A 9,998-nucleotide genomic window follows, 5' to 3' on the forward strand; every position below is an offset into this window, starting at 1 on the left:
CGGCCGGCCAGCATCTCCCGCTTGCCGCCGAAGCCGGCGCGGCGTTCGAGGGTAAAGCCGGCCGCCTCCAGGCCGCGCCGTACATGCCCTGTCACCGACCAGGTGGCGAGGCTTGCGCCGGGCGCGGCAAGGCGCGCAAGCTGGGCGTAGACGGCCGGTGACCACAGATCCGGGTTGCAGGCCGGGGAGAAGCCGTCCAGGAAGAAGGCATCGGCGCGGGCCTCAAGCTGGGGGAGGAGGTTCAGGGCATCGCCGAAGGCGAGGGTCAGCCTGACCCGCCCGCCGTCCAGGTGGAGGCGGTGGATCCCGGGCAGCAGGGCTGGCCAGTGCTGGCGGAGTGCTTCGGCGAGGGGGGCCAGCTCGGGCCAGGCGGCATGCAGCCGGGCCAGATCGTCGAGCGTGAAGGGGTGCTTTTCAACCGACACGAAATCCAGGGTGTCCGGGCGGGCGGGATCATCGCGCCAGGCCTGCCAGGTGGCGAGGAAGTTCAGCCCCAGGCCGAAGCCGGTCTCGACGATGACCCAGCGCTGCCGGCCCCGCCAGCGTTCCGGCAGATCATTGCCGCCAAGAAAGACGTGGCGGGCCTGCCCGAGGCCGCCGGCGCTGGTGTGATAGACATCGTCGAAGACCGGGGAGTAGGGCGTACCGTCGGAGGCGAAGGACAGAACGGCGGGCTGGATCGGTGGGGGCATGGGATAGCGCGAGGGGCGTGCCGGCGGGCCGGCTGGATTGGCTGTGGATTTTCGCCCAAGGAAACAAATTTGGGTGCAAAGAAAAGGTGCCGCGGCGGCACGGGGTAAAATCCGGCCCAATCAAAGCTACAACAAGGAATCTCCCCATGCGCACCCAGCAAGGCACCCCCATCCGTCGCGACGCCTACCAGCCCCTGGCCTATCAGGTGGAAACGGTGGATCTGGATTTTGTTCTCGACCCCAAGGCCACCGTGGTCAGCAACCGCATGCGCTGCGTGCGCAATCCGCAGGCGGCGGCCGGCCCTGTCGTTCTGTATGGCGAGGCCCTGGCGTGCCTGTCGGTGCGCATCGACGGTGCGGCGCCCGCGGACGGGCAGGTGCGCACGGTGGAGGGCGGCCTGGAGATCGATGTGGACGCCGACGTGGTGGTGCTGGAGATCGTGACCCGTATCGACCCCTCCGCCAATCTGACCCTGTCGGGCCTTTACCAGTCGCGGGGCGGCTACTACACCCAGTGCGAGGCCGAGGGCTTCCGGCGCATTACCTACTTCCCCGACCGCCCCGACGTGATGGCCCGTTACACCGTGCGCCTGGAGGCAGATGCCGCCACCTGCCCGGTGCTGCTGTCCAACGGTAACCTGCTGGAAACCGGCACCCTGCCGGGTGGCCGTCACTTTGCGCGCTGGGAAGACCCCTTCCCCAAACCGTCCTACCTGTTTGCCCTGGTGGCGGCCGACCTGAAGGCCCTGGAGCGCAAGGTCTGCACCATGAGCGGTCGCGAGGTCCTGCTCCAGGTGTGGGTCGAGGCCCGTGACCTGGACCGGGTCGGTCATGCCATGGACTCCCTGATTCACTCCCTGCGCTGGGACGAAGAGGTGTTCGGGCTGGAACTGGACCTGGACCGTTTCATGATCGTTGCGGTGTCGGATTTCAACATGGGGGCCATGGAGAACAAGGGCCTCAACATCTTCAATACCAAGTACGTGCTGGCCAACCCGGATACGGGCACCGACCTGGATTTCGAGAACGTTGAAAGCGTGGTCGCCCACGAGTACTTCCACAACTGGACCGGCAACCGCGTCACCTGCCGCGACTGGTTCCAGCTGACCCTCAAGGAGGGGCTCACGGTCTTCCGCGACCAGCAGTTCACGGCCGACATGATGGCAAGGGCGTCCGATACGCCGGCTGCGGCCGCGTCGGCCCGGGCCGTGACGCGCATTGCCAATGTGCGTGGGCTCCGTTCGGGCCAATTTCCCGAGGATGCCGGCCCCATGGCCCATCCGATCCGCCCGGACAGCTATCAGGAAATCAACAACTTCTATACCGCCACGGTGTATCAGAAGGGCGCCGAAGTCATCCGCATGCTGCACACCTTGCTGGGCACCGAGGGCTTCCGCAATGGTATGGATCTGTACTTCTCCTACCATGACGGCCAGGCGGTGACCTGTGACGATTTCGTGGGCTGCATGGCCGAGGCCAATGGCGCCGATCTCGACCTTTTCATGGGCTGGTACAGCCAGGCCGGCACGCCCCGCCTGAAGGCCGAGGGGCAATACGATGCGGCCTCCCGCAGCTATGCGCTGACCCTTTCCCAGCACACCCCGCCAACCGCCGGCCAGCCGGACAAGCAGGCGCTGCACATTCCGGTGGCTGTCGGCCTGATCGGCCCGGATGGCGCCGATCTGCCGCTGCAACTCGAAGGCGAAGTTCGTGCTTCCGACACTACCCGGGTGCTCGAACTCAAGGAAGCCAGCCGGACCTGGCGTTTCACCGGCATCGACGCCGAGCCGGTGCCGTCCATCCTGCGCGGTTTTTCCGCCCCGGTGATTCTCGAGGTGGATGAGGACGACGCCCGCCTGGCTTTCCGCATGGCCCACGATAGCGACCCCTTCAACTGCTGGGACGCGGCCCAGCGTTACATGGAGCGGGTGGTACTGGCCCTGGCTGCTGACGCAGCGGCAGGACGCCGGCTGGAAGTGCCTCAGGCCTTCGGCCATGCCTTCCGGGCGCTGCTGGTGAACGACCGCCTGGATCCGGGCTTTGTCGCCGAGACCCTGGCCCTGCCTTCCGAGACCTACCTGCTCGAGCGCATGCAACCGGCCGACCCGGCCCCCCTGCGGGCCGCGCTGATCCACGTGAGCCGCGAGCTCGGCCAGGCCCTGCAGGGCGACTTCCTGACCCGTTACATGGACCTGGAGGTGGAGGGGGAGTACCGCTACCACCCGGCCGACGCGGGGCGTCGCTCCCTGCGCAACCTGTGCCTGCGCTACATGATGGCCTGGGGTGGGCCGACGGCCGTGCAGCTCGCCAGCCTGCAGTTCAGGACCGCCGGCAACATGACCGAGCGTTACGGCGCCCTGGCGGCCCTGGTGCAGAGCGATGCGCCCGAGCGCATCGAGGCCCTGGCTGCATTCCACGAACGCTACCGGGACGATGCCCTGGTGCTCGACAAGTGGTTCCAGTTGCAGGCGGGGGCCTGGCGCTGGTCGGCGTCGGCACCGGCGACCCTCGAGCAGGTGCGGGCGCTGATGGGCAATCCGGCTTTCAGTCTGTCCAACCCCAACAAGGTGTACGCCCTGTTGGGGGGCTACTTCAAGGCCAATGCGGCCGAGTTCCACCGCGAGGATGGGGCCGGCTATGCCTTCTGGGCGGAGCAGGTGATCGCCCTCAACCGCAGCAATCCCCAGGTGGCGTCGCGCATGGCGCGGGCGCTGGAGGGCTGGCGCAAGTTCACGCCGGAGATCCAGGCGCGGATCCGTGTGGCGCTGGAGAAGGTGGCTGCCGAGGAGGGCTTGTCTCCGGATGTGGCGGAGATCGTCGGCAAGGCGCTGGCCTGACGCTGACTTGACTGCAGGTGATTCCCGGAGCCCGAACCCGGGAGCAACGGTTTAGCGCGGTCCTCGGGTGATCGGGGTCGTCTTCCGCCCCCGGCGTTGCAGGCGTTTGAGTGATCGACCCCGAGGCCGTGGAGACTTCAGCGCTGTTGCAGTACGCGGCCGATGCGCTCGGCGGCTTCCCGCAGGCGGGCTTTGTCGGTGGTGTAGGCGATGCGCAGGTGGCGTTCGGGGGCATTGTCGCCAAAATCCAGCCCGGGGGTGGTGGCCACGCCGGCTTCCTCGATGAGGCGTTGGGCGAGGGTTTCGCTGCTGTCGGCGAGGCCCGAGATGTCGGCGTAGAGGTAAAACGCGCCCTGGGGCTCGGTGGCGAACTGGAAGCCGATATCACGCAGGGCCGGCAGCAGGGTGTTGCGGCGGTCGGCAAAGGCGTGGCGGCGCTCCTCGAGGATTTCCAAGGTGGCGGGTGTGAAGGCCGCCAGGGCGGCATGCTGGGCGGGGGTGGAGGGGGCAATGAAGAAGTGCTGGGCGAGCTTTTCGATCTCACGTACATAGGCCGGGGGAACCACCATCCAGCCCAGGCGCCAGCCGGTCATGCCGAAATACTTGGAGAAACTGTTCACTACAAACACGTCATCCAGGCGTGACAGGGCGGTGCTGGCGTCCACGCCGTAGCTGAGACCCTGGTAGATCTCATCCACGATCAGGATGCCACCCCGGGCCTGGACGCAGTGCTGCAGGGCGGCGATCTCGTCGAGGCTGAGCAGGGTGCCCGTGGGGTTGGCCGGGGAGGCGACCATCAGGCCCCGGGTGTTCGGCGTCCAGGCGGCGCTCACCTGGGCGGGGGGCGGCTGAAAGCGGGTGTCGGCATACACCGGCAGGGGCACCGGCCGGCCTTCGAAGCTCCGCACCAGATGGCGGTTGGAGGGGTAGCCGGGGTCGGGGAGCAGCCATTCGTCGCCTGGATTGGTCAGCACGCCGAGGGCCAGCATCAGCGCGCCGGAGGCACCGGGGGTGATGATGATGCGCTCGGGGGCGACATCGGCGCCGAAGCGGTCATGGTAGAAGCGTGCGATGGCTTCGCGTAGCGCGGTGAGGCCAAGGGCGGGGGTGTAATGCACATGACCACCGGCCAGAAAACCTTGGGCCGCTTCAATCATCGGTGCCGGGCTGGGGAAGTCGGGCTCGCCCACTTCCAGGTGGATGATGTCGCGCCCGGCCGCGGCCAGTTCGTGGGCGCGCTTGAGGATCTCCATCACGTGGAAGGGCTGGATGTCGGCCATGCGGCGGGCGATGGGGGTCATGGGTGGGGCCTCGTCAGTCAAAAAACAAAAAGCGCCGATCGCTCGGCGCTTTTTGCAGTTCCGGAGCAGCCGGTGGCTGCCGCGAAATTACACCGTCAGGGACAGCTCGAACAGTTCGCGCTTGAGCATGAACTGCTTGGGCAGGCGATCCTGCAGCTTGTCGAACCATTCCTTGTGGCCGGCCAGTTCGGTCTTCCAGGCCTCGGCATCGATCTTGACCAGGGCGTCGAACTCCTCCTTGGTGACGTCGGAGCCGGTCCAGTCGATATCTTCGTACTGGGGCATCCAGCCCAGGGCGTTTTCGGTGGCGGCGACGCGACCACGGACGCGATCGACGACCCACTTCAGGACGCGCATGTTCTCGCCGAAGCCGGGCCACATGAACTCACCCTTCTAAAGCTGCGCGAACTGTTCGGTGATCAACAGTCCTTCCGCCGCTTCGCTGCGGACGTTGCCCGCGAGGCACGCCTGAAGGGGCTGGAGTCGGTTGGTCGTGGATCGCAAACTGCCTCCCGTGCTGCTGGCCTGGGTGATCTGGATATGTCGGCTGTAACCGAAGCCGGAAATGCTGCGCGCTCAGCAGCAACCGGCAATGTTTCCGGTCTGCTCAACGCCGCAGCCAACGCCTGGAACCGTGTCAGCACGCCTGAGCCGGTCCGTGACGAGATGGGCCGACTGTTGCTGGCCAAGGGGGAGCAGGGCGCGAAAAGCCTTTCCGACATTCGCCGCATTGCCGAGCAGGTCAAGCAGGAGCGGGCTCGTCGTGCGGTGCAAGCCGGTGCAGCCGCGGGGGCGCAGTGATGGGCGGCACCTATGCTAAGGAGCATCTGGTTTGGCGAAATCTTCTGGACCGTTGTTACAACCCTGAAAGCGCAGGGTGGAAACACTATGGGGCCAAGGGGATCGGGGTGGCGAAGGCATGGCGTGATGACTTCGAGCGGTTTCTCAAGGATATCGGCGCTGCCCCCGATCGCCGGCGCTCTACCTGGCTGGCGCGCCTGGATGTCACCAAGGATTTTGAGCCAGGCAATTGCATCTGGACAACCCGCAACGAGCAGCAGAACCGGCGGGCATTTTGCCAACACGTTACCGTGCATGGGCAGCGGATGACCATCGCGCAGGCTGCCAGGCTTCCCCAGCTTCCCAGCAGCGCCACAATCCACAAGCGTCACCGCCTGGGCATTCCGCAGGAGACGCCACCAGTACCGGCACCCAAGCGCCCGGCCGTAGTGGTGGTCGACGGCTGCGTGCTGACCGTAAAAGAAATCGCCGGCCGGCTTGGTGTATCGCCCAAAGCCATTCTTCACCGCATTCGCTCGGGCTGGACGCCGGCTCAGATCATTGGTCGTGAAAAACACCAGGGCGTGGCGCCCGCCAAGAAATAACCGAAGTCATCAACCACACAAGGAAGAAGCACAATGAACAGATCAACTTGGTATGCCGCGCAGGCCATCGCCGCCAGCGGATTCGCCGTCATGAGCCCAGCGATCGCCTATCAGCTGCGCCCCGACCTTTGGGCCAACGGGCAGAACTGCCAGTTCGATTTCGAGCGCGATCTTAAGCTGGAAGGCACAGTGAAGCTTGTTGCCACCTTTCCAACGCACGGCGATGTGGTCGTGCTCACGCGATCCCGGCGGGATCTTGCCCAGCGGCTGGAATACATCGTCGGCGAGGCGCCCACGGCGATTGCCGACTGGCACCCCGAGGTGCCGGCAGTGTCGCCGCAACAAGCAGCCAAGCGGGCAGCGAACAAGAAGGAAGTTGAACGGCTGGAGGCCCTGCGCAAAATCGCGATCGGAAACTTGCCATCCCATGACTGCCAAGAGCGCCGGGACGTGTTGGCAGCGCGTCGTGAGCTTGGCATGCCACCAGAAGCCGACACGGCGGCGGTGCTGGCACGCTATCCCGCTGGTAGTGGCCTGGCAGCATGACCGAGCCCTGCGGCGCCATCAAGAAGGATGGCACCCCGTGCAAGCAGCTCGCCACCTATGAAAATGGGCGCTGCAAATGGCATGGGGGCCTAGCCACTGGCCCGAAGACTGAGGCCGGCAAGGCGCAGTCGCGAATCAACGGCTGCAAAGGTGGGCGGCCGCGCAAGGATGGTAGAGAAACCCAATCCCATGGCGAGGGTAACATCGGGATAACTCTGGAGACAGTTGAGACTGTCGCCACGCCTGTTCAGAAAACCCAAGTCATAGAACCCCAAGATAACCCTAAGACTCCAGATGCACAGGTTTCGGCTAGGGTGTTGTCAGATGTGGCCATTCTCGATGCCGCTCCGAAAACCGAAGTCACGGACACTGAGAAAAGTGTAGTTTCGGCGAAATTTTCCGTGGTGGTTTTGGCTTCGGTGCCCACGTCCGATGTCAAGGTTTTGCCAAGGGGCAGGGAAATACAGGAAGCGGTTCCCGAAGCGCCTACGGTGTTGAAAGACGTTCAGGGTTCGCCAAGCTGCGAGCGCTGCACGAACTTTGCCGGCGGCGGTAAATGCCTGGCGGTTGCCAAGCGGATTATCCCGAGCATGCCCACTGCTGGCGCCTGTCCGGGCTTCCTGGATTTCGATCAGGTCTGAATCTGGCGACAGGGCTCCTTACTGGCTGGGACCCGAAAATACTGGCTTTCAACGCCACCGGGGGCCGCCATGAGCCAGCAGCAGATCATCCGCAATGTCACAACCCTTGACCGCCATCCGGCACCACGGCGCAGCACTGCTGAAATTGTCTGTCAGTCGGTGATGGCGCAAGGCGGCGAATTCACGACAAGGGATATTGCTGAGGCTGTGGGCGTGGATGAATACTCGGTTCGCGCCGCACTGTCCTGGCTGTTGAAACGCAAGATCGTCGCCCCGGCTGGTGAGGCGTCACGGCCATATCCAGCGAGCGCTGGCCAACGCCTGCAGGGCAAGAGCTACACGGTGACGCTGTATCGCGTTGTCGAGCGAGGGCAGGCGCCAGATTTCGCGGCATTGATGGGGGCGTTTTGCCGTGGGTAGCGCTCTTTCAAAATTGGTGTAGAAGCTTCACGCCTGATGGATAACCCTAAGATCACCCTAAGAATTTCTGCTCTAACAGGCTGCTGAAATACCATCTGATTATGGCGAGGGCAGGCGCCGGATTTCTCAGTTCTGATGGGGGCGTTTTGTCGGGCCTGAAATGAAAACCCCGGCGCGTGGCCGGGGTGGGGGATAACCTAAATCTTCTCAAAAATTGCTGCGACGCCGGCAACAAAGCCATCAACCGCTGCATCGCTAGGTTCGTGCTGGCCAAATATTCCCTCTTTCTTCATGCGTCTAAGATAGACATCCGAATTGAGGTCTCCAAGGATAGATGCAATCACCGAGTCTGCCGTGAATTCCCCTACATCGTCCCATTCGGCAACGCTCTTGGCTTCGTCGTACTCAGCATCTTCCAGGGCCCAACGCTTTCCTTCTTCAAAATATTGGGCGTACTCACGTTCAGCGTTTTTTGCCTTTGATGCACGAAGGCGTTCAATGCCTGCTGCTTCCATGTCAATTCCTTTCAGTTTCAGAATATTCAGACGAGTCGAAAATGCGTCTTGAGCAACTTTCGACCAGTTTTCACCGGAAAATCTGTCCATCTGATCTTTGGTTTCATCCGGTATCGAGAGATTGATCCGTGCCATTGATTGATTACCGCGCTGTGTTGATATGCGCATTTTAGCAAAACGATGCGCATCGTCAACATTAGATGCGCATTTGCGGTTTCTGTGCGCATTTGCTTGGTGTCTTGGATTTCGTGAAACGCTCAGGCCTTCGTCACCTCCATCGCAGCTACTCAGTGTGGCCGTGGCAGGCAGTCATTCTACGAATTCATGAATCTCGTTGGACGTGGCCTCAACCTTGTCGGCCAGTTCTTGCAGAGCCCACATGGTGCCGTTGTCGACGTCAGCCCACTGGATAGCCAATGCCTCAAGCTTCTTCTGGATGCTGGCTAGGCTTCGTTTCTGTCCGGCGTAGATCTGGCGAGGGGTACGTTCAGGCATCACGCATTCCTCGGCTGCAACACGCGATCAATCTCAACGATCGGAATCAACCCGGCGTCGTTCAGCTTGATCTTCCCGGTCCGGATCATCTTGCGCACTGTCGGGTGTGACATGCCGAGCATTTCGCAGGCCTGCACCTGGGTAACATGGGGCGGCCTGGGCGTTGAACAGGACGACGGCAAACGCTTGATGACTTCCTCGGCGGCCTGCGCTGCCGCCATGGAAATGATCTGCCGAAGTTCTTCCTCGGTCATGATGATCATCGGGCTGTTGGTCTTCAGCATTCGACACCCTTCAATGCGCTGGCGCAGCAGCCCAAAACGTGAGACATGCCGGAGGCAACCGCCGGCGAGATCCCCGTTTTGCTCAGCACGACGAGCGAGACGCTCAGAAATTCGAGCACGTCGGCGACGTTGTTGGCCGTGTCTTCCGGTGCTTCGTCGAGCAGCGGGTTTTGGGTGGTATTGCTCACAGTTCGCCTCCCTCAGTTTCAGTGAATTTCGGTTCCAGCGCCCGAACGGCCATCTGCAATTCGCACAGGGTCACAATCGCGTCATCGTCGTTCGGATTGGCTGCGATGATCCGGCCAGCCGATACCTGGCTACAGGTGGCAATTGCCGCATGCACGGCATGCTGTTCATCTATGGAGGCCTGCGGTACCCGGTCGGTTTGGTTCGGAGATGCCGAGAGCAGGGCGCACTTGGCTTCCAATGCCTGAGTGCGATACAGCGCCGGCCCCATAATCTCGCAGAAGCCCTTCAGGCGCTCGTTGCATTCTTCGTGGCGGTTGTCATGGGCCAAGGCGATAAATTCGATCAGGGCGGTGTAGATGGCATCGGCCGGCGTGCGGTCCTCAACGGCAAGTAACGCCTCGGCGAGCAGTTTCTGCGCTTCGGCTTTGCCCTTGGCCCGGGCTTCCTCGCTACCGACAAGGCGCAGGCGGCGGGTAATGGATGTGGTCATGCTGTCTCTCCTTGAGATTGTTCGGCGATGTCGCGTTCGTACTGCATGGCAGCCCATACGGTTTGCACGACCTTGGCGATACCGGGGGTCATGTCTTCGCTCACGAGATTGCGGTCGAACAATTCATGCAGCAGGGCAATGACCGGCTCCATCTTCGTACAGGTCTCCGCCGCGGATGTACCAATCAGCGGATTGAGAAAGGC

14 protein-coding genes and 1 pseudogene are annotated in these 9,998 nt (G+C 63.0%); 6 read left to right on the plus strand and 9 right to left on the minus strand.

Annotation, left to right across the window (positions count from 1 at the left end; genetic code table 11):
• Positions 1-692: tRNA (5-methylaminomethyl-2-thiouridine)(34)-methyltransferase MnmD (mnmD, locus tag J0L98_RS20025; RefSeq protein ID WP_296413796.1), on the minus strand; the 692-nt coding region annotated here is incomplete at its 3' end.
• Between the two features lie 146 nt (positions 693-838).
• Between mnmD and pepN the strand changes: the two genes are divergently transcribed.
• Positions 839-3,529 (plus strand): aminopeptidase N, encoded by a 2,691-nt coding sequence (gene pepN / locus J0L98_RS20030; RefSeq protein ID WP_296413797.1) that lies wholly within the window; start codon positions 839-841, stop codon positions 3,527-3,529.
• A gap of 137 nt (positions 3,530-3,666) precedes the next feature.
• Here the strand turns inward: pepN and J0L98_RS20035 are convergent, their stop codons facing one another.
• The gene (locus tag J0L98_RS20035; RefSeq protein WP_296413798.1) at positions 3,667-4,830 is read right to left on the minus strand and encodes a pyridoxal phosphate-dependent aminotransferase; all 1,164 of its coding nucleotides are present in this window, start codon (positions 4,828-4,830) and stop codon (positions 3,667-3,669) included.
• 87 nt (positions 4,831-4,917) lie between these two features.
• Positions 4,918-5,223, minus strand: a pseudogene (locus J0L98_RS20040) (phosphoenolpyruvate carboxykinase domain-containing protein); the annotation flags it as partial.
• Positions 5,224-5,370: 147 nt separating this feature from the next.
• On the opposite strand from J0L98_RS20040, the gene J0L98_RS20045 reads away from it, so the two are divergent.
• The 5 genes from J0L98_RS20045 to J0L98_RS20065 all read left to right on the plus strand — a co-directional run bounded on the left by J0L98_RS20045 (position 5,371) and on the right by J0L98_RS20065 (position 7,822).
• The gene (locus J0L98_RS20045) at positions 5,371-5,631 is read left to right on the plus strand and encodes a hypothetical protein (RefSeq protein ID WP_296413799.1); all 261 of its coding nucleotides are present in this window, start codon (positions 5,371-5,373) and stop codon (positions 5,629-5,631) included.
• Positions 5,631-6,215, plus strand: a complete 585-nt coding sequence (locus J0L98_RS20050) for a hypothetical protein (protein ID WP_296413800.1) — start codon at positions 5,631-5,633, stop codon at positions 6,213-6,215. Before J0L98_RS20045 ends, J0L98_RS20050 begins: the two co-directional genes overlap by 1 nt.
• Positions 6,216-6,248: 33 nt before the next feature.
• Entirely contained in the window at positions 6,249-6,761 is a 513-nt protein-coding gene (locus tag J0L98_RS20055; protein WP_296413802.1) for a hypothetical protein, read from the plus strand.
• Positions 6,758-7,402, plus strand: a complete 645-nt coding sequence (locus tag J0L98_RS20060; protein WP_296413804.1) for an HGGxSTG domain-containing protein — start codon at positions 6,758-6,760, stop codon at positions 7,400-7,402. Before J0L98_RS20055 ends, J0L98_RS20060 begins: the two co-directional genes overlap by 4 nt.
• Before the next feature lie 69 nt (positions 7,403-7,471).
• Entirely contained in the window at positions 7,472-7,822 is a 351-nt protein-coding gene (locus J0L98_RS20065; protein ID WP_296413806.1) for a hypothetical protein, read from the plus strand.
• Positions 7,823-8,019: 197 nt separating this feature from the next.
• Here the strand turns inward: J0L98_RS20065 and J0L98_RS20070 are convergent, their stop codons facing one another.
• The 6 genes from J0L98_RS20070 to J0L98_RS20095 form a co-directional block, all read right to left on the minus strand.
• Positions 8,020-8,472 (minus strand): hypothetical protein, encoded by a 453-nt coding sequence (locus J0L98_RS20070; RefSeq protein ID WP_296413807.1) that lies wholly within the window; start codon positions 8,470-8,472, stop codon positions 8,020-8,022.
• Positions 8,473-8,646: 174 nt separating this feature from the next.
• Positions 8,647-8,832, minus strand: a complete 186-nt coding sequence (locus J0L98_RS20075) for a hypothetical protein (protein ID WP_296413808.1) — start codon at positions 8,830-8,832, stop codon at positions 8,647-8,649.
• Complete coding sequence (locus J0L98_RS20080) at positions 8,832-9,116, minus strand: helix-turn-helix domain-containing protein (protein ID WP_296413809.1); 285 nt, start codon at positions 9,114-9,116, stop codon at positions 8,832-8,834. The genes J0L98_RS20075 and J0L98_RS20080 overlap by 1 nt, the downstream gene beginning before the upstream one ends.
• Complete coding sequence (locus tag J0L98_RS20085) at positions 9,110-9,304, minus strand: hypothetical protein (RefSeq protein WP_296413811.1); 195 nt, start codon at positions 9,302-9,304, stop codon at positions 9,110-9,112. The genes J0L98_RS20080 and J0L98_RS20085 overlap by 7 nt, the downstream gene beginning before the upstream one ends.
• Positions 9,301-9,795 carry a hypothetical protein gene (locus tag J0L98_RS20090; protein ID WP_296413814.1) on the minus strand — a complete coding sequence of 165 codons (495 nt, stop codon included), beginning with the start codon at positions 9,793-9,795 and terminating at the stop codon, positions 9,301-9,303. The genes J0L98_RS20085 and J0L98_RS20090 overlap by 4 nt, the downstream gene beginning before the upstream one ends.
• Positions 9,792-9,998 (minus strand): hypothetical protein (locus J0L98_RS20095; protein WP_296413816.1); only part of this gene is annotated, 207 nt, incomplete at its 5' end. The genes J0L98_RS20090 and J0L98_RS20095, both read right to left, overlap by 4 nt.

The sequence above is a fragment of the Zoogloea sp. genome (genome assembly GCF_017302315.1).
Classification (GTDB): Bacteria; Pseudomonadota; Gammaproteobacteria; order Burkholderiales; family Rhodocyclaceae; genus Zoogloea.